The organism is Bradyrhizobium sp. Ken51, from assembly GCF_055807435.1.
The window spans coordinates 156,042-174,750 of sequence record NZ_JBVVPB010000015.1 but is presented as its reverse complement, the minus strand read 5'-3'; the positions used below and the strand labels follow the sequence as shown (position 1 = coordinate 174,750).

Genomic DNA, 18,709 nt, shown 5'->3' with positions numbered 1-18,709 from the left:
GACGCGGAATGAAGACAGTTCTCCCGCTTGTGGTCGGCGCCGTGATCGCACTGCTGAATCCTGCGCAGGGGCGAACCCTGGACGCGATCCGCGCGTCCGGCGTGCTCGGATTGTGCGCCCATCCGAACTCGCTTCCGTTCGCAAGCAAGGCCGCCGATCCTCCCGGCTTTCAGATCGAATTGGGCCAGGCGCTGGCACACGAGCTCGGCGTCTCCCTGCGACTCGATTGGATCATCACCCAGTACCAGATGCGGAGCGCCGGTTGCGACATCGTTCTGGATGTCATCGCCGACCGCGAAGCGCAGGGTGAAACCCGCTTGAGAATCTCAAAACCGTATTATCGCACGGGCGTCGCACTCGCCGTCCCCTCATCCAGCGCGCTCGCCTCGTTCCAGAGCCTCAACGAGCATACCAAGGTCGGGGTGCAGGTCGGCTCCGTCGCTGCCATGATCATCAGTCAACGGCACGTCCCGACGTCGACTTTTGGCTTCGAGAGCGACAGCCTCGATGCCCTGTCAAACCATGAGATCGATGCCGCTGCGGTCACACCCGCCGCGGCGAGTTATTTCAACCTGACGCATCCGGACAAGGCATTCCGCATCCTGGATCGCGACGAGTCCATAGCCGATCTCAACTGGAACGTCGCGGTCGGCATGGTCCGTCCGGATGATGCATTGCGCGACACCATCGATGGAACGGTTGAACGGCTGCGAAACGATGGCACGATCGATCGGATATACCGACGCTACGGGGTCGTACTCCACACGCCGAAATAGCCAATTGTTCCGGTGAGCGGTCTGTCGCGCTGTTTAACCGGTCGTCCCGGCCGCATTGGCCGGAACGACGGGTCGTTTCGAGTGCCGCTACGCCGCAGCCTTCTTCCGCGCCTGCTCGGCCTTGTACAGCTCGAACTCTTCCGCGATCGCTTTGGCGATCGACGGCCGTTGACGCAGGCGTTCGTAATAGGCCTTCACGTTCGGCCATTTGGCGAGCTCGATCGGCGGCGTCGCCATGGTCCAGTTGATGACCGTGACGAGATAGGCGTCGGCGACGCTGAAATGGTCGAGCAGGAAGTCGCGCCCCTTCAGGTAATTGTCGAGATAGTCCAGCCGCGACAGGTTCTTCTCCAGCGCATAGGCTTTCGTCTCCTGCGGCGCCTTGCGGTCGAGCACCGGGATGAACAGGCCCTTGTGCAGCTCGGTGCCGATGAAGCAGAGCCATTGATGCAGCCGCGTGCGATCGATGCCCGCTGCGGCGCCGAGGCCCGATTGCGGGAAGCGGTCGGCGATATATTGCAGGATCGCGGCGTTCTCAGTTAGCACCACGCCCTCATCGGTCCGCAGTGTCGGCACCAGGCCGATCGGGTTCACGGTTCGAAAGTCAGTGCCGTCGCTCAGCACTGTCTTGGTCGGCGGGTCGACTTCGAGATAATTCGCTTCGGCGCCGGCTTCATAAAGCGCGACGCGGGTCGCCATCGAACAGGCGAGCGGCGAGAAATAAAGATCCATCTTGAGCCTCCTTGGGCAATTCCTCGATGTGACTTCTGGAGTGTCGCTCAACCCGGCCAGATTGATTTTTGTACTGTCTTGCATATTATAGCGGCGGTCAAGGATTAAATTGCGAAATGGTACAAAAACAGAAGCCGCCAGCTGCTGCCAGCGAACCCAAACGCCGCGGCCGTCCGCGCGCCTATGAGCCCGACGTCGCGCTTGGCAAGGCGCTCGACCTGTTCCGCACGCAGGGTTTCGCCGCGACCTCGCTCGACGATCTCAGCGAAGCCACCGGCATGAATCGCCCGAGCCTCTATGGTGCCTTCGGCGACAAGCGCGAGCTCTACATCAAGAGCTATCAGCGCTACCGCGAGGAAGCGCGCGCATCGATGGTGGAGATCTTTCGCCAGGAGATGCCCGTGCGCCAGCGGCTGGAGCGCATCTTCGCCGCCGCGCTGAACATCTATCTCTCCGGCGAGGCCGGCCCGCGCGGCTGCTTCACCGTGGTCACGGCGGCTTCCGAGGCGGTCGGCGATCCCGACATCCGCGCGATGGTGCTCGATGGCCTCAACGAGCTCGACAAGGCATTTGCGAGTTGCTTCCGCCGCGCCAAGGAGAAAGGCGAGTTGCCCGAGAGCGCCGATCCCGCCGTGCTGGCGCAGCTCGCTTCAGCAACCGTGCACTCAATCGCTATTCGCTCCCGCGCGCGTGTGTCGCGGAAGGAGCTCGAGGCGATCGTAAAGGGGACGATCGACGTGATAGTGGGAGGAAAGAGCTAGATCCACCGAATCTGGTTTGGCGAAGATTTGGAGTTGACGCCGTCGCGCCGCAGTTCCTCATTGGGGTAATGGGTCCTGGCTTTCGCCAGGACGACACTGAGTTTGTAGCCTCGCTACGCAGCGCGAATATGCGCGAGGAAACGATCCACCTCGTCGCGCAGCCGCTGCGATTGTTTTGACAGCTCGATCGCCGAGCCCAGGACTTCCTCCGCTGCTGTTCCCGTCGCGGCGATGCCGGCGGTGACGCCCGCGATGTTTTGCGAAACCTCGCCGGTGCGAGCGGCTGCCTGCTGGACGTTCTGCGCGATCTCCTGCGTCGCGGTGCCCTGCTGGCCGACGGCGGCGGCAATCGCCGCGGAGATCTCGTCGACCTCCTGGATCGTGGCGCAGATCGACTGGATGCCGTCCACCGCGCCGGTGGTCTCGCCTTGGACCGCCGTCACCTGCGCGCCGATCTCCTCGGTCGCCTTGGCGGTCTGGGTTGCCAGCGCCTTCACCTCGGAAGCGACCACCGCAAAGCCGCGGCCGGCTTCGCCCGCGCGCGCCGCCTCGATCGTCGCGTTGAGTGCCAGCAGATTGGTTTGCTCGGCAATGCCGCTGATGAAGGAAACGACGTCGCCGATTTTCTGCGCGGCGTCGGCCAGACTCTGCACGCGCTCATTCGACCGTCGTCCGTCGCTCGCAGCTTTGCCGACCACCGCGGTCGCGTGCGCAAGGCGCCGGCTGATCTCTGTCATCGACGACGACAGCTCTTCCGCGGCGGCAGCAACCGTCTGCACATTCTCCGAGGCGAGCGCCGAGGCCGACGACACCGTGCCGGTCTGCTGCCGTGACCGCTCGACGATATCAGACATCGAGCGCGCCGTGTTCTCCATCTCGACCGCGGCCGAGGAGACCGTGGTGACGACGTCGCGGATGCTGGCTTCGAAATTGTCGGCGAGCGCGGCGAACGCGCGTCGCTTCTCCGCTTCGGACTGCACCTTGGCCTCGAGCTGATCGGTCTGGAGCTTGTTGAAGCTCATCGCATTGTCACGGAACACCGCGACCGCCCTCACCATCGCGCCGACCTCGTCATTCGCCTTGCTGGCGGGGACGGCAACATCGAGATGTCCGTCGGCCAACTCGCGCATCACCGTGGTGATGGAGATAATCGGACGCGAGATGCTGCGGGCGATGAGATAGCCGACGATTGCGGCGAGCACGAGCCCGAGCGCGGCGATGCCGAATGCCAGCAGCCAGGCACGGTCGGCAGAGGCCACATAGTCGGCATTATCCATCACCAGTTCGACCGCGCCGAGGGGCTTGCCGGAAAAATCCCTGATCGGTCCGAGCAGCGCGGCCACCGGCGTTGTGTCGAGCTTGGCCTGCCGCATCGTGAAGTCACCGCCGGCGGCGCGGCCGTAATCGGTCGCGTCGAAGAAGCTCTTGCCCTTCAGCGTGCCGCCGAACAGCTTGAAGCCGCCGCCGTCCGCGAGATGGAAGGCGATGTCGACATGGCGGTTGGTCTTGAAGTCGTCCAGGAAGGACTGGCCGAAGGTCAGGCCAAATTCCACTGAGCCGAGATGCTTGCCGCCTTGCGCGATCGGCACCACGCCGCGGATGCCGAGCCCGGCCAGGCCGCCCTCCAGGCCAACCACGACCTTGTGCTCCTGATTGGCCATGATCACGGTTTTGCGGAAGCCGGAGAGGTCATCGCCGAATTTAGCAGGCTGGTGCACGCGCAGGAACGAGGTCGCGGGCGCCACGTGGAACTGGAACTGTTCGACTCCGTACTCCGATTTGGTCGCGGCAAACACCGGCCCGAACAGGCTGACCAAGGCATTGCGATCCTGCTTGGCCATCGCGTCCTGCGTCGCCGGCATCGCGGCGACGACGGCGCTCATGGCGGCGGCGCGGCGGGACTCCTCGGCGATGCGCGATTGCAGGGCATCGTAATGGCTGCGCAGCTCGCGCTGGTCGGCGCGGTCGATGATCCCCGCGATGATCCACATTGCACCGAGCACCGCAAACAGCGCGGTCGCGGCAGCCGTCACCGCCAGCGCAACCGTGATCCGCATCCTGAGGCCGAGCGTAAAGCGCATGTCCGACTCGTTCGTTGAGCGTTGATTAACAACGCGTATCAACTTCTCGCTAAGAGAGGGTGAACGGGATACCGGCCGGCGATCAGTGATTTTACGGGCTCGGGTGGCACATGAGGTCTCAATACCCCCGCGCCCGGTCCACCACGTTCTCCAGCACACCACCCGCCTCGAACCGCGCGATCTGCTCAGCGACATAGGCCGAGATCGCATCGGCGTCGGTATCGGCGGCGTTGTGCGGGGTCAGCAGCACCTTGGGATGGGTCCAGAACCGGCTGTCGTTCGGCTGCGGCTCCTGCACGAAGACGTCGAGCGAGGCGGCGCCCAGCGTGCCGTCGTCGAGGCAGGCCAGGATGTCGGCTTCGTTCTGAAGGCCGCCGCGGCCGGCGTTGATCAGCACGGGCGCACCGAGTGGGCTTTTGCGGTTGAGCTTGGTGAAGACGTCGCGGTTGAGGATGCCGTGTGTATCGGGCGTCAGCGGCAACAGGCTGACGAGAATATCGGTCGTGCGCAGGAACGCGTCGATCTGCCCGGCGCCATGGAAGCATTCGACGCCCGCGATGGTGCGCGGGCTGCGGCTCCAGCCGGCGACACGGAAACCAAGCCGCCGCAGCACTTCGGCCGCATCGGTGCCGAGCGTGCCCAGTCCCATGACACCGACCGTGACCGCGCTCGCCGGCCATTGATAGGTCGGCTCCCAGCGCTTTTCGCGCTGCGACTGGCGCAGATAAAGCTCCTGGCGGTGGTGCATCAGCACGTGCTGAACGACGTATTCGGTCATGCGGCCGGTCAGATCGGGCACGGCCACGCGCACCAGCGGCACGTTCGGAAGGCTCTTGTCCGCCATCAGCGCGTCGACGCCGGCGCCTAGATTGAAGATCGCACGCAGATTGGGGAAGGAGCCGAGATCGCCCGGCACCGGCTTCCACACCGCGGCATAGTGCACCTCGGCCGGATCGAGCCCGGCATCGGGCAGCAGCACCACGCGGCGGCCGCCGCCGACCGCGTCGAACCGGGCCTTCCAGCGCTCCGGCAGCCAGTTTTGCTGCGTGCTGTTGATCAGGACGGCCAGTGTGCCCACTGTCATTCGAAGTGCCTCTTGAGGTTCCGCTTTGATGGCCCTCCTTGCCACGATCTGTCGGATTTTTCTTGCAATTTTTTTCCGCAGCCGTGTCGGGGCGAGGCATAGTAGATCGTCTTCAAAACAAGCGTTCAGAGAAGGTACTGCCCATGCTTTATGCGATCCTTTGCTATCACGACGAGGACTTCGTCGGCTCCTGGAGCAAGGACCAGGATGAAGCCGTGATGAAGAAGCTCGCCGTGGTGCAGGAGAAGCTGACACAGCAGGGCCGGCTCGGCCCGGTGGCGCGGCTGCTGCCGACCACTGCGGCAGCGACGCTGCGCAAGGAAGATCCGCCGTTGGTGCTCGACGGCCCCTATGCGGAGACCAAGGAGCAGTTGCTCGGCTTCTATATCGTCGATTGCAAGAACCTCGACGAGGCGCTCGACGTTGCGCGTGACCTCGGATCGGCCAATCCGGGTGGCGCCTATGAGGTACGCCCGGTAGGCGTGTTCAGGCCCGGAGGGAATCTGACGTGAGCGAGGCCGATACCGCCTGGATCGAGACCGCGCTGACCTCGGCGCGCCCCCAGGCGGTCGGCGCGCTGCTGCGCTATTTCCGCGATCTCGACACCGCCGAGGAAGCGTTTCAGAACGCCTGCCTGCGCGCGCTGAAGACCTGGCCGCAGAACGGACCGCCGCGCGATCCCGCGGCCTGGCTGATCATGGTCGGCCGCAACGTTGCGATCGACGAGGTGCGCCGCACCCGCAAGCAGCAGCCGCTGCCGGAGGACGACCAGGCGATCTCCGATCTCGACGACGCCGAGGGCGCGCTCGCCGAGCGGCTCGACGGCTCGCACTACCGCGACGACATTTTGCGACTGATGTTCATCTGCTGCCATCCAGGGCTGCCGGCGACGCAGCAGATCGCGCTGGCGCTCCGTATCGTCTGCGGCCTGACGGTGAAGCAGATCGCGCGCGCCTTCCTGGTGTCGGATGCGGCGATGGAGCAGCGCATCACGCGTGCCAAGGCCAAGGTGGCGGAGGCCGGGACGCCGTTCGAAACGCCGGGCGCGGTCGAGCGTTCGGAGCGGCTCGCCGGTGTGGCCGCGATGATCTATTTGATCTTCAACGAGGGCTATTCCGCGAGCGGCGACACCGCCGAAATCAGAAAACCGCTGTGCGAGGAAGCGATCCGGCTGGCGCGGCTGCTGCTGCGGCTGTTCCAGAGCGAGCCAGAGATCATGGGGCTCACGGCGCTCATCTTGTTGCAGCATGCTCGCAGTGCCTCGCGCTTTGCCGCGGATGGCTCGCTGATCCTGCTGGACGACCAGGATCGTTCGCTGTGGAACGGCACGATGATCGCGGAAGGCCTCGCGCTGATCGACAAGGCGATACGCCATCGCCGCAGCGGGCCCTACCAGATCCAGGCAGCGATCGCCGCGCTGCATGCCCGCGCGTCGACGCCTGAGGAGACCGACTGGGCTCAGATCGACCTGCTCTATGGTGCGCTGGAGGTGGTGCAGCCGTCGCCGGTGGTGACGCTCAACCGCGCGGTCGCGATTTCCAAGGTGCGCGGCCCGCAAGCCGCGCTCGACCTGATCGAGCCGCTGGCGCCAAAGCTTGCCAATTACTTCCATTTCTACGGCGTGCGCGGCGCTTTCCTGATGCAGCTCGGCCGCAACGACGAAGCCCGCATCGCATTCGACCGCGCCATCGCTCTCGCCAACACGTCCGCAGAAGCGGCTCACATCCGCATGCATCTCGATCGCCTGATCCGGGACAGCCAGCCCAAGGTCGCAAATGGCGGCGCAAGGCAAGACGCCAAAGTCAAGGCGCCAAGGTGACGTAGGGAGCGCCTGCTTCGGGCGTAGCAAAATTTCCGCCTCGCCTTGTCGGGCCCGGCGCCCTCCCTTCGTCCTAGGACCGTATCCAGGGAGCCATTCATGCTGAAAGCTATTGCCGTCATCGCCGTCCTGTTCGTAGTCGGAATCGTGGGCGTGCTCGTCTTCGCCCTGACGAAGCCCGACACATTCCGCGTCGAACGCAGCCTCGCCGTGAAAGCGCCAGCCAATGCGATCTATCCGCAGGTCGCCGATTTCCATCGCTGGACCGCCTGGTCACCCTACGAGAACCGCGATCCTGCGATGAAGCGGACGTTTGGCGGCACCGCGCAAGGCAAGGGCGCGACCTATGCCTGGGACGGCAACAACAATGTCGGCGCCGGCCATATGGAGATACTCGAGGCGAGTGCGGCGTCAAAACTCCGCATCAAGCTCGATTTCGAGCGGCCTTTCGAAGGCCACAACACCGCCGAGTTCACCTTTGTGCCGCAAGGCGATGCCACACTGGTCACGTGGGCGATGTCCGGTCCGGCCCCGTTCCTGTCTAAGGTCATGCAGGTGTTCATCAACATGGACAACATGATCGGCAAGGATTTCGAGGCCGGCTTGGCGAGCCTGAAGAAGCTCACCGAGAAGTAGCGCCGTCACCCCGAACGAAAGCCAAAAGGAGAGAAACGATGCTCAATGCATATCTGTTCTACCAGGACACCTGCGAGGTGGCGTTCAATTATTACGCCAAGGTTCTCGGCGGCAAGATCGATGCCATGATGCGTTCGTCGGACGCACCGCCGGACATGGCGGCTGCGCCCGGCCGCGAGAAGACGATCATGCATGCGCGGATGTCGCTGCCCGACGGCGGCGTGCTGATGGGGTCGGATGCGCCGCCCGAGCATTTTCACAAGCCGCAGGGCTTTTCGATCTCGCTCACGGTCGCGGACCCCGCGGAGGGCGAGCGCAAGTTCAACGCACTCGCCGATGGCGGTAAGGTCACCATGCCCTTCAGCAAGACCTTCTGGGCCAAGGGTTTTGGCATGTGCGTCGACAAGTTCGGCATTCCCTGGATGGTGAACTGCCCGGCCGAGGGAATGTGACAGGCGCGATCGCCTGACGCGCCAAGCGGCGATCCCCTCTCCCTGACGACGCGGGAGAGGGGCGCGCATGAGGCCGTTGCGTCATGCGCCGATCGACAGCATGTCCATCAGCGGATTGATCCTGTCACGTCATTGCTCGGTGATTGGGACGACGGAACGCAGCGCGGGCAGATCACGAGCTTGGTCCCGAGCTGCCTGTCGTTCTCCGCTTCGATTTCGTCATGGATTGCCCACCACGCCGCGGAGTACGGGCGCAAGGTGCCGAGTACTTTTTCCCGCTCCTGATTCGGATCACTCGCCGCGGGAGCTTGGGTCGCCACACGACGCTTCATGACAGAGGGACGGTTCGGATCCTGACCGAGGCCGTCCCATGCGATCGGACGGCGTTCCTGCGCAGGCGCGACCGCGCATCCCATGAGTGTTGCGCAAAAAGTGAGCAAGACAAAGCCGTGTCGCATCATGCCGGACCCTTGGGTGTTGTATGCGACGCGCCAACTCCGCTTGCCGAAGCTTGCGTCGCACCGCTCAAATGGAACCTAAGGGAAACGCGTGGCCGACATGGCCGAATATGGATTCTCCTGTCGCACCACATTGCGAGAGCAGTGAGGCCGCTTCGTGAAATGATGCGGACCGCATCGCACAACAACTGGCGCAATATTAGGCTGTGAACTCCGGGACAGAATCGTTATTTATTTCGTCATAAATCTAAAAACTGGGGCGGGCGGACTTGGAAGGGGAGCGACCGATGGCGGCGGCGCTGCAGATCAACTTTGCACTTTGGGGTATGCTCATCTGCGCGAGCATGGAATTGAGCCAGCTGATCCAGAGTTATTATTAGGGCTCACGAAGCGCGTGACCGGCCCAATTTTGCCGGCGCGCTTGTTTGCTGGCTCACGAAGCAACGCGATGAGCGTGAAGCTGACGCTCGCGATCATCGAAACGATGTGGTTGCGCGGCGCTGCGGTGCGGGCGCTTGGGTCCGCCTGATCATCACCGGCAGCGCGGATAGATCGCGGCGAGGTCGCGCCCCTTCAGCAGAAGCAACCGCGACGACAGGCCGCCGCGGCGGCTGATCCAGTCGCGCACCGGGCCGGGATAGGCCGCAAGCACCGCATCTGATGCTTCCGGCTCGGCGTAGAAGCGCCCGCGTCGATCGACCGAGCGCGCCGCATGGAAGCCGAGCACGGCACGCTTGGTGACGCAAATCCGCTCGCCCGGCACGATGCTCAGCAACAGCGTGCAGGCGGACAGGCAGGGACCGTCGATCACGACGCGCTCGCCGCTCTCGCGCACCTTCTCGAACAAATCGAGGAACGGCCCGACCTGTCCCCCGGGCGACTGGATGATGCGGATTTCGGCCAAGGCAGGCGTGGCGGCGAGCAGCGCGGATGCGAGCATCAAGGCCTTGATGAGGGTGACGCGTCGCATGAAGCCTCCGCGAATTCGAGTCCATAGGATAGGTCAACGAGAAGAGGTGGGTGACGCTTCGCTAAGCCAACCTACGCCGTGTCTATCCGTTCCGCCGTTCGCCGCGCAGCGTCGGCAGGCCGATGCCCGCCGCATCGAAGCCGCCATCGACGGCCAAAATTTGGCCGGTGATGTAGCTCGATCGTTCCGAGCAAAGGAAGTAGATCGCTTCGGCAAGTTCCTCTTCCAGGCCGTAGCGGTTGAGCGGGATGGCGTCGTGATAGTCGGCGCGGATCTCCCTGGTGTGCACCTGCTTTGCCATCGCGGTGTCGACCGGCCCCGGCGCGACCGCGTTGACGCGGATGTTGAGGGACGCAAGCTCGACCGCGAGCTGCTTGGTGAGGTGCGCGAGGCCCGCCTTGCTGGTGCCGTAGGCCGAGCGCAGCGTCGAGGCGCGCACCGCCGAGATCGAGGTGATGTTGACGATGGCACCGCCATTGCCGTCGCGCATCAGCGGCACCGCCGCCTTGGTGCAGAGGAACGGACCGGTGAGGTTGACCTCGAGCACGCGCCGCCAGTCGGTCTCCGACGTCTCCATCAGCGGCGCGAACACGGCAATGCCGGCATTATTGACGAGCGCGTCGAGCCGGCCAAACCGCCGTTCGAGCATCGCCATCGCGGCGGCAACCGCGGCTGCGTCCGAGACGTCGCAGGTCAACGCCAGCGTGGTCTCGTCCCGGCCGATCTCGGCGACCGCGCGGCCGAGCAGCTCACCCTCGATGTCGAGCAGCGCCACCCGCCAGCCCTCGGTCAAAAACTTCTTCGCGGTCGCAAGCCCGATGCCACGCGCGGCTCCGGTGACGAGGGCGATTTTCTGCGGGGAGGCGGTCATAGCTTATCCGTGGTTCGGGAGTTGAGGCGGTCTCCCTACCATGAAAGCCGTGAGGAGACGCGACAAACTATCGCGCCTTTGCTCTTCGAGGCTCTCCTTTTGCGGCCGCGCAGGGCGCCTAAGCAAGCTCCGCCGTGGCGCGCTGCATGTTGGCCGACATGTCGGCCGTCACGATGCTCTGTTCCTCGACCGCGGCGGCGGTGGAGGCGATGAACTCGTTGACGCCGGCGATCGCGACCTTGATCGCGGTCAGTGAGCTTGCAACGTCGCCGGAGATGGTGTTCAGCGCGTCGATTTCGGAGGTGATGGTGTCGGTCGCCTGCTTGGCCTGGTTGGCGAGGCTCTTCACCTCGGAGGCGACCACGGCGAAGCCGCGGCCGGCTTCGCCCGCGCGCGCCGATTCGATCGTGGCGTTGAGCGCGAGCAGGTTGATCTGGCCGGTGATGCCCGAGATCATCTCGACGATGCCGCTCATCGCCTGCGCCGCCGCGTTCAGCCGCTGCGCTTGGCCGTCGGCGGCCTCGACGCGGGTGGTCGCGACCTTCGAATTCTCGCGTGACTTTGCCATGGTCGCGGAGATCTCGCGAATCGAGGCACTCATCTCTTCGCTGCCGGCCGCGACCGCCTCGATCAGACCGCGCGCGTTGTCGGCCTTCTTGCGGCCGATCGCCTGCGCGGTGATGTCGGTGGCATATTTCACCACCTTGTAGGGTTTGCCGTTGAGGTCGAGGATCGGGTTGTAGGACGCCTGGATCCAGATTTCGCGGCCGCCCTTGGCGATCCGCTTGTATTCGGCGGCCTGGTATTCACCGCGGTTGAGCGTCTCCCAGAACTGGCGATAGGCCGCCGAATTCTTTTCGTTCGGCTCGATGAACATGGAGTGGTGCTGTCCCTTGATCTCCGCCAGCGAATACCCCATCGCCTTCAAGAAATTCTCGTTGGCGGTGCGGATGGTGCCATCCATGTTGAACTCGATCACCGCTTGCGATTTCTGGATCGCGGCGAGCTGTCCGTCATTGTCGGCCGCCTTCATCTTCTGCGCGGTGACGTCGGTCGCGAATTTCACCACCTTGAACGGCTTGCCGGTCTCGTCGAGGATAGGGTTATAGGTCGCCAGAATCCAGATTTCGCGTCCGCCCTTGCCGATCCGCTTGTATTCGGCGGCTTCGAACTGGCCGCGGTTCAGCCGCGCCCAGAAGTCGGCGTAGGCCGAGCTCGCGCGATCTTCCGGCGTGACGAACATGCTGTGGTGCTTGCCCCGGATTTCGTCGAGCGAGTAGCCCATTGCGCCCAGGAAATTCTCGTTGGCGGCGACGATGGTGCCGTCCATGTTGAATTCGATCACGGCCTGGGCACGGCTGATCGCGGCGATCTTGCCCGCGTCCTCCATGGTCTTGACCTTGTATGCCGTGATGTCGGTGGCGAACTTGATGAAGCTCACCACCTTGCCGTTCTCGTCGCGCAGCGGCGCGTAGGAGGCGTGGACCCAGACTTCCTTGCCGTTCTTGCCGAACCGCTTGTATTGCGTGGTCTGGAACTCGCCGCGGTTCAGGCTGGCCCAGAAGTCGCGGTAACGGGCGCTCTCCCGTTCAGTCGGGCTGACGAAGATACTGTGATGCTTGCCCTTGATCTCCGAGAGCGAATAGCCGCTCATCTTGAGGAGATTTTCATTGGCATCGAGAATGGTGCCGTCGAGGCCGAATTCGATCACGGCCTGGGACCGGTCGAGCGCCTCGACCTCCGCGACTGCGTGCCTGACTTTCTTGCTCTGGAAATTGAACACGTAAGCTCCGCGTCATGCTGAGGGGCGAATCAGCCGGATTGTCATACCGTTCGCTCAAGCCAAAAAGTTGCATGCTGTTCTTGAGCAACTGTAAATTCCTGCACGAGGCGGCACCCGTTCAGTCATTTCACGTGCGCGCGCCATGTTGCTCAGGTCGCAAGCATTCTCGATTCATATGCACGGCGGAGTTCATAGGAGGCCCGTATTTGTACGGCCGCCGCGTTGCATTATTTTTCGCATGGTTGAAGCCGTGCTCGATGTCGGCGCGGCCGTGCGTCGACCGTCTTCAAGACGATTGTCCATGGAACCGCTCGATGACCGACCCCGAACACCTGATTCGAGACCTCTTCGCCGCCTATCTCGGCAACGACCGGCAACGGGTCGCCGACGCGTTGGCGGACGACTTTCGCTTCACCAGCCCGTTCGACGACGACCTCGAGAAGGCGGCCTATTTCGAGCATTGCTGGAGGGACACCGGCTGGATTGCGCGGCACGACATCGAGCGGATTTTCGTCCAGGGCGACGAGGCCTTCGTCACCTATCTCTGCTTGGCGACAGATGGCAGGAGCTTTCGCAACACCGAGTTCTTCACCTTCGCCGGCGGCAAGGTTCGTCGTATCGAGGTCTATTTCGGCGCTGCCCGGCAGGACGGTCGTTTCCTGCCGCAGGCGCGCTAGCGGCCAGCGCAATCATCTCCAGAATAATTTTCGTCACCTGTCGGTTTCGTCAAGGTTCGCTCGTCTTGGGTAAGGGCGACTAAGCAAGCAAGGAACCTCCATGCGATTCATGATGCTGATGATCCCGCTCGGCTACGAGACCGCGCCGCCGGATGTCCAACTCGATCCCGAGCGTGTCGCCGCGATGATGCGCTACAACGAGGCGCTGAAGGACGCCGGCGTGCTGATCACGCTCGACGGCCTGCATCCGCCGTCGATGGGTGCGCGCGTCTCCTTTGCGACCGGTGAGCCTGTTGTGACCGACGGCCCCTTCACTGAGGCCAAGGAAGTCTTGGGCGGCTACTGGATGATCGAGGTCGATTCGCGTGGCGAGGCGATCGCCTGGGCCAAGAGATGCCCGGCCTCAGCGAACGAAATTATCGAGATCCGGCAGGTGCAGGAGATGGTCGATTTTTCACCCGAGGTGCAGGAGGCTGCCGCCGGGTTTGCCGACCTGAGGAGCAAATAACCAAGGCGACCGCCGCGGCCGAAGTCCCGAATTTTTCTCCAACCCACCAAACCTGAGGACACCCCCATGAGCACCGAACACACGTTTCTCGCCGTCTATCTCGGCAGCATGACCGGCACGAAAATGGCAGCCTGGCACGCGATGCCTGAGGCTGAACGGAAGGCGAAGGAGCAGGAAGGCATGGCTGCCTGGCACGGCTGGGTCGAAAAGCACAAATCCGTCATCGTCGAGATGGGAGGCCCACTCGGCAAGACCCGCAGGATCGACGCCGGCGGTGTCACTGAGGTCAGCAATGCGCTGACCGGCTTTACGGTGGTGCGCGCGGCCTCGCAGGAGGCCGCTGCAGAACTGTTCAAGAACCACCCGCATTTTGCGATCTTCCCGGGCGAATCCATCGAGGTCATGCCGGTGCTGCCGATCCCGGGGCGTTAGTCCCCGGGGCGCCAGGCCTGGCATCATTCCGGGGTCCGATGGTTCGGATCGGCCCGGAATGACTGCGGGAAATACGGGCTGATCAAACCGTTGCCGCTAGTGACCTTCATGCCCGGCTCATGTAAAGCTCGTTCACATGAGCTGGCGCAAGGAGACGCGCCGCGCCGAGCGCGGCTATCACCACGGCAATCTGAAGGAAGCCCTGTTGCAGGCCGCCCTTGGGCTGATCGCCGAGAAGGGCGCGGCCGGCTTCACCTTTGCCGATGCCGCGCGCATGGCCGGCGTCAGTGCGGCGGCGCCGTACCGGCATTTTCGCGACCGCGAAGAACTGCTGTCCTCCATCGCGCAACGCGGCTTCGAGCAGTTCGAATCGCGCCTGACCGCGGCCTGGGACGACGGACGGCCCGACACCGTCACGGCGTTCGAGCGTGTCGGCAGGGCCTATCTCGCCTTCGCCCGCGAGGAGCCCGCGTTCTATAACGCGATGTTCGAATCGGGCGTGCCGGTGGATTCCAATCCGGCGCTGCAGGCCGCCAGCGAGCGTGCTTTCAACATTATTCGTGCCGCGGCGGAGCGGCTTGCCGCGCTGGCGCCACCGGGCACGCCGCGGCCGCCGGCGATGATGATGGCGTTGCACATCTGGTCGATGGCGCATGGTGTGGCCTCGCTGTTCTCGCGCGGCGATGCCGCGCGTCGAAAGCTGCCGATGTCGCCGGACGAGCTGCTCGAAGCTGAGGTGCTGATCTATCTGCGCGGTCTCGGCTTCCCGACCGATCGCCGTCCTCCGGCGAAAAGCGCCGAGCCGCCGCCGGTGCCACCGGAGGCATCCTCCGGTTCAGGCGTGCCGCCCGGTGGCCCCTGGGGCAAGCCGAAATAAAGTTACCCAAATAATTCCCGCGCCCTGTCAGGCGGTCGGCTTGACAAAATCGCGGGATGATCTACCTATGTAAATGTTATTTACATTCACAACGGCGCTGATGCCGTCATGGAGAGGGAAATGGCCTACACCGCTGATGTCAATCGATGGCGCGGCCCTTCGGACCAACACTACGAGCGCCCCCACATGCTCAATACGCCCTGGCATCCCGGCTGGATCGCCGTGACCATCCTCGGCTTCATCATCTGGTGGCCGATCGGACTTGCCCTTCTCTTTTTCACACTCGGGAGCAGAAGAATGTCGTGCTGGAGCAACCAGGATCGCTGGCAGAACAAGATGGAGCGGATGCAGTACAAGATGGACCGTATGCGCGGCCGAATGGAGCGCCACGGTTTCGGCTTTGGCTTCGGCCCGCCCTCGAGCGGCAACCGCGCCTTTGACGAGTACCGCACCGAGACGCTGCAGCGGCTCGAGGAGGAGCAGGTCGAGTTCAAGAACTTCCTCGACCGTCTGCGTCACGCCAAGGACAAGGAAGAGTTCGACCAGTTCATGGCGCAACACAAGACACGCCCGACCCCGCCGCCGACCGACCAGCAGCAGGGTTGATCTCAAGGTTGATCTCGGGACTGACGCCTCTCAAAGCCGTCAGGCGCATGCCCCCAAAGTCCTGATGGCCCCGAGCCGCCCGCCTGCGCAACCCGCAGGCGGGCGGTTTGGTTTTGGGAATGCGCGGCAGGCCGCCGCGACCGTCTGGAAAGTCCTGGCCCGGAGAGCCCCGGTCCGGAGAGACCTTGGTCAGCGCGCCGTGGCGAGCTGCGCGCGAACCGACTCCAGGAAGTGTTCGTAAGCGTAGTCCACGATCTCATTGAGTGATCGCGTTCGCGCGAACATCGCCTTGGCCTCGGCGAGAAACTCCTCGCGGGTCGGAATCTTCGGCAAATGCAGATGCGTCAGTGCATCGACGCCTTCGTGCGCGCGACTTAAGATCTCGTGCATCGTCGGCAGTTGCAACTGGGCCAAATCGGCCCGGCGTAGTGCTGACGAGATCGCGTGCGCCAGTGTCTGCGCATCGAACCGTCCGGCCAGCTCGCGGGCCGCCCGGTTGATGACGCGTGCGCCGAGCGGCTGCTCGTTGCGCAGCACCTGCTCGGGCGGCGATTTCATGTTCCAGACAACGCCGAACCAGGACAGCACCTTCAAGATGTAATAGGTGACGTCGATTTCCCACCAGCGAAAGCCTTGCCGCACGCTGCTCTGATAGGCGTGGTGATTGTTGTGCCAGCCCTCACCGAGGGTGAACAAGGCCAGCAGCCAATTGTTGCGGGAATCATCGCCGGTCACGTACCGCTTGCGTCCATGCACATGGGCGAGGGAGTTGATGCAGAACGTCGCATGATAGACCAGCACGGTGCTCCACAGGAAGCCGACGACGAGACCGGACCATCCGGCAACCAGGAAGCAGAGCGCAGCCAGCGTAACGGCCGGCAGCAGCTCCAGGCGATGCAGCCACATCAGCTCCGGATAGGCGGCGAAATCGCCGACTTTCACGAGGTCGGTGCCATCGTGCTCCCGGTAAAAAATCCAGCCGAGATGGCTGTAGAGGAAGCCTCGATGACGCGGCGAATGCACGTCGTCTTCGGTATCGGAATGGAGATGATGATGTCGATGCTTGGCCGCCCACCACAAAACGCTTTTCTGCGCGGTGCTTTGCGCGAGCCAGGCCAGGATGAACTGAAACACCCGGCCGGTTGCAAAAGCCCGATGGGAGAAATAGCGGTGATAGCCTGCTCCGATTGCGAACATGCGCACGACATACAGCGAGGCGCAGATCGCGAGGGCTTGCCAGGTAACGCCGGTCCAGATGGCTGCAACGCAGCCGAGATGGACCAGCAGGAACGGCAGGGCGGAGGGATACATGATGTCGTCGTGTTGGTCGTCGGCGGAGGCGTTGGGCGACATGTATTGGCGTGACCTTGGATGACGGGGATTCGGGATTCGCTTCGGCAGCACTGAGAGCCGCTGTGTACGACAAACCCGGGGATGCGGACCACTGCGGGGTGTTGAATGAGATACTTTGCCTGAACACTCGGGCCAGCGCGGCAGCACGAACCTCAGACCATAGCTTCGGCCGGGAACTCGACTGACTTCATATATATGATCGCCGCCGCCTGGCATGCAAGCTCGTAGCCTCACGGGGAGCGTGGCGTGCGGGCTGCCGACGGCCTATATCCGACAGTGAAAAGGAAGCGTCAAAACACCGCAGGCGGCAACGATGACGGAAGCTGCGATCATGCCGAGCGAGAGCCTCTGGCAGAAAATTCGCGACGAGGCGCAGCGCGCAGCGGCAGCGGACCCCATCTTCGGCAAGGCTCTTGTCGGTCTCATTCTCGCCCATGACGATTTTACCGCCGCACTTTCCGATCTGATCGGACGCCGGCTTGGCGGCAGCGCGGCCGAACGCGAGCGCTTCACAACATTTTCCCGCGACGCCTTTGATAGCCAGCCGGATCTGATCGAGGTGGCCGGCCGCGACCTGCAGGCCATCGTGCTCCGCGATCCCGCCATCGCGGGACTGTTGGCGCCGCTGCTGCACTTGAAGGGCTACGTCGCCCTGCAGGCCTGGCGCGTCTCGAACTGGCTCTGGCATCATGACCATCGCGACGCGGCGCTGCTGTTTCAGAACGAGGCATCGAACGTCCTGCAGGTCAGCATTCATCCGGCGGCGAGCCTGGGATCGTCGGTGTATCTCGACCACGCCACCGGCATCGTGATCGGTGCCAATCGGCGACGAGGCCACCATCCTTCAGAACGTCAGCATCGGCCGCAGCACGGAACTGCCGGCCCGCTCGCCTCGCATTGGTCGCGGCGTTTTCATCGGCTCCGGCGCGACAATTCTCGGCGACGTCAGGATCGGCGATTTTGCAAAGATCGGCGCCGGGACGGTCGTGACGAGCGACGTGCCCCGGGGCTGCACCGCAATCGGCAATCCCGCGCGGCTGACCAATCGCCCCGAGCCTGCCGCGGCGGTCTGACTCGCCCTCACGTCATCAAGCGACGTGCTCCTCGTTCAGGCGGCGCGGCGGTGGCTCTCGCCGCCATGATGCGGCGTGACCGGCTCCGAACTGGTCTGGCCCGGCGCGTCAAGTACCGCGACATGATGCCGGTAGACCATTTCCCAGCCCTTCCATCCCGTGAACAGCAGGATGCCGACCACGATCAGCGAGAGCGCCACGCCCCACGGCTTGACCGCAGCCTCCGCGCCTTGCGCGTAGCGAAGGTAGAAATTGATCACGGCCAGCACGACGGCCACGAGATTGCCGATCATGTGATACCAGGCATCGTTGAGACCGCGGATACGCGGCTCGCTGAAAAAGTCGACAAAGCCCGCCACGGCGGCAACGAGCGCCATGACGATGCCGGCGCCGATCAGCCACATGGCGGCTCTGGCCCAGAAGCCGTCACCGGTTCCGATGAAGGCGAGATCGGCGATGGGCGCGCCGACCAGGAAGGCGATGGGGAACGGGATGATCATGGGGTGGAGCGGATGATCGCCGATGGCGGCGGTCGTCTTGGGGTTGATGCTCATGGCAAACCTCGCCGAAGGTTGATTTTCCGGACAATCGCCAAGGTAAGGGCTGGTTCCTCCGCCGCGATGTCAGCAACCGCCGGGGCCGGCAGCTTGCCAACCGCCTGCAACGCCTGGCTTTCCTGCAGCCAAATTCGGTCCCGGTAATCCCGCATTAACCATCGCCGGGCTCTGGTAAGGGCGGACAATCGCGCCCAAAGCCCGAA

20 protein-coding genes and 1 pseudogene are annotated in these 18,709 nt (G+C 63.7%); 12 read left to right on the top strand and 9 right to left on the bottom strand.

The features are described 5' to 3' along the window. The first annotated feature begins 8 nt into the window (after positions 1-8). Positions 9-776 carry a substrate-binding periplasmic protein gene (locus tag AC0L27_RS24700; RefSeq protein WP_354204678.1) on the top strand — a complete coding sequence of 256 codons (768 nt, stop codon included), beginning with the start codon at positions 9-11 and terminating at the stop codon, positions 774-776. Positions 777-863: 87 nt separating this feature from the next. Here the strand turns inward: AC0L27_RS24700 and AC0L27_RS24695 are convergent, their stop codons facing one another. Then, the gene (locus AC0L27_RS24695; protein WP_275169619.1) at positions 864-1,508 is read right to left on the bottom strand and encodes a glutathione binding-like protein; all 645 of its coding nucleotides are present in this window, start codon (positions 1,506-1,508) and stop codon (positions 864-866) included. A gap of 116 nt (positions 1,509-1,624) precedes the next feature. On the opposite strand from AC0L27_RS24695, the gene AC0L27_RS24690 reads away from it, so the two are divergent. After that, complete coding sequence (locus tag AC0L27_RS24690) at positions 1,625-2,269, top strand: TetR/AcrR family transcriptional regulator (RefSeq protein WP_354204681.1); 645 nt, start codon at positions 1,625-1,627, stop codon at positions 2,267-2,269. A 113-nt stretch (positions 2,270-2,382) separates the two neighbouring features. Here AC0L27_RS24690 and AC0L27_RS24685 read toward each other — a convergent pair whose 3' ends face one another. Beyond that, positions 2,383-4,350 carry a methyl-accepting chemotaxis protein gene (locus AC0L27_RS24685; protein ID WP_354204683.1) on the bottom strand — a complete coding sequence of 656 codons (1,968 nt, stop codon included), beginning with the start codon at positions 4,348-4,350 and terminating at the stop codon, positions 2,383-2,385. Positions 4,351-4,468: 118 nt separating this feature from the next. After that, positions 4,469-5,434, bottom strand: a complete 966-nt coding sequence (locus AC0L27_RS24680) for a 2-hydroxyacid dehydrogenase (RefSeq protein ID WP_275169616.1) — start codon at positions 5,432-5,434, stop codon at positions 4,469-4,471. Between the two features lie 143 nt (positions 5,435-5,577). On the opposite strand from AC0L27_RS24680, the gene AC0L27_RS24675 reads away from it, so the two are divergent. The 4 genes from AC0L27_RS24675 to AC0L27_RS24660 all read left to right on the top strand — a co-directional run bounded on the left by AC0L27_RS24675 (position 5,578) and on the right by AC0L27_RS24660 (position 8,341). After that, on the top strand, positions 5,578-5,946 hold the full coding sequence (locus AC0L27_RS24675; RefSeq protein ID WP_275169615.1) for a YciI family protein: 369 nt from the start codon (positions 5,578-5,580) through the stop codon (positions 5,944-5,946). Further along, positions 5,943-7,253 carry an RNA polymerase sigma factor gene (locus AC0L27_RS24670; protein ID WP_275169614.1) on the top strand — a complete coding sequence of 437 codons (1,311 nt, stop codon included), beginning with the start codon at positions 5,943-5,945 and terminating at the stop codon, positions 7,251-7,253. Before AC0L27_RS24675 ends, AC0L27_RS24670 begins: the two co-directional genes overlap by 4 nt. A 99-nt stretch (positions 7,254-7,352) precedes the next feature. Then, a complete protein-coding gene (locus tag AC0L27_RS24665) occupies positions 7,353-7,889 on the top strand; it encodes an SRPBCC family protein (protein WP_354065926.1) in 537 nt (178 codons plus the stop codon). Between the two features lie 38 nt (positions 7,890-7,927). Next, a complete protein-coding gene (locus tag AC0L27_RS24660) occupies positions 7,928-8,341 on the top strand; it encodes a VOC family protein (protein WP_354065928.1) in 414 nt (137 codons plus the stop codon). Positions 8,342-8,448: 107 nt separating this feature from the next. Here the strand turns inward: AC0L27_RS24660 and AC0L27_RS24655 are convergent, their stop codons facing one another. From AC0L27_RS24655 to AC0L27_RS24640, 4 genes are all read right to left on the bottom strand, one after another. After that, positions 8,449-8,802 (bottom strand): hypothetical protein, encoded by a 354-nt coding sequence (locus tag AC0L27_RS24655; protein ID WP_275169611.1) that lies wholly within the window; start codon positions 8,800-8,802, stop codon positions 8,449-8,451. A 529-nt stretch (positions 8,803-9,331) separates the two neighbouring features. Continuing rightward, positions 9,332-9,769 (bottom strand): hypothetical protein, encoded by a 438-nt coding sequence (locus tag AC0L27_RS24650; RefSeq protein WP_275169610.1) that lies wholly within the window; start codon positions 9,767-9,769, stop codon positions 9,332-9,334. 82 nt (positions 9,770-9,851) lie between these two features. Further along, complete coding sequence (locus AC0L27_RS24645) at positions 9,852-10,640, bottom strand: SDR family NAD(P)-dependent oxidoreductase (RefSeq protein ID WP_275169609.1); 789 nt, start codon at positions 10,638-10,640, stop codon at positions 9,852-9,854. A 118-nt stretch (positions 10,641-10,758) separates the two neighbouring features. Further along, the gene (locus AC0L27_RS24640) at positions 10,759-12,423 is read right to left on the bottom strand and encodes a methyl-accepting chemotaxis protein (RefSeq protein WP_275169608.1); all 1,665 of its coding nucleotides are present in this window, start codon (positions 12,421-12,423) and stop codon (positions 10,759-10,761) included. Positions 12,424-12,737: 314 nt separating this feature from the next. On the opposite strand from AC0L27_RS24640, the gene AC0L27_RS24635 reads away from it, so the two are divergent. The 5 genes from AC0L27_RS24635 to AC0L27_RS24615 all read left to right on the top strand — a co-directional run bounded on the left by AC0L27_RS24635 (position 12,738) and on the right by AC0L27_RS24615 (position 15,523). Beyond that, positions 12,738-13,100, top strand: coding sequence for a nuclear transport factor 2 family protein (locus AC0L27_RS24635; RefSeq protein ID WP_354065931.1), 363 nt, complete (start codon positions 12,738-12,740; stop codon positions 13,098-13,100). A gap of 100 nt (positions 13,101-13,200) precedes the next feature. Then, positions 13,201-13,608, top strand: coding sequence for a YciI family protein (locus AC0L27_RS24630; RefSeq protein WP_354065933.1), 408 nt, complete (start codon positions 13,201-13,203; stop codon positions 13,606-13,608). A gap of 66 nt (positions 13,609-13,674) precedes the next feature. Continuing rightward, the gene (locus tag AC0L27_RS24625; protein ID WP_354065935.1) at positions 13,675-14,040 is read left to right on the top strand and encodes a YciI family protein; all 366 of its coding nucleotides are present in this window, start codon (positions 13,675-13,677) and stop codon (positions 14,038-14,040) included. A 136-nt stretch (positions 14,041-14,176) separates the two neighbouring features. Then, positions 14,177-14,917 carry a TetR/AcrR family transcriptional regulator gene (locus tag AC0L27_RS24620; protein WP_063994768.1) on the top strand — a complete coding sequence of 247 codons (741 nt, stop codon included), beginning with the start codon at positions 14,177-14,179 and terminating at the stop codon, positions 14,915-14,917. A 120-nt stretch (positions 14,918-15,037) separates the two neighbouring features. Further along, complete coding sequence (locus tag AC0L27_RS24615) at positions 15,038-15,523, top strand: DUF2852 domain-containing protein (RefSeq protein ID WP_007596323.1); 486 nt, start codon at positions 15,038-15,040, stop codon at positions 15,521-15,523. Positions 15,524-15,712: 189 nt separating this feature from the next. On the opposite strand, the gene AC0L27_RS24610 is transcribed toward AC0L27_RS24615, so the two are convergent. Then, entirely contained in the window at positions 15,713-16,876 is a 1,164-nt protein-coding gene (locus tag AC0L27_RS24610; protein ID WP_354256907.1) for an acyl-CoA desaturase, read from the bottom strand. 313 nt (positions 16,877-17,189) lie between these two features. Here AC0L27_RS24610 and AC0L27_RS24605 point away from each other — a divergent pair. Further along, a pseudogene (locus AC0L27_RS24605) lies at positions 17,190-17,949 on the top strand (serine acetyltransferase domain-containing protein). A gap of 35 nt (positions 17,950-17,984) precedes the next feature. Here AC0L27_RS24605 and AC0L27_RS24600 read toward each other — a convergent pair. Next, complete coding sequence (locus tag AC0L27_RS24600; RefSeq protein ID WP_354204693.1) at positions 17,985-18,503, bottom strand: DUF2231 domain-containing protein; 519 nt, start codon at positions 18,501-18,503, stop codon at positions 17,985-17,987. Between the last annotated feature and the right edge of the window lie 206 nt (positions 18,504-18,709).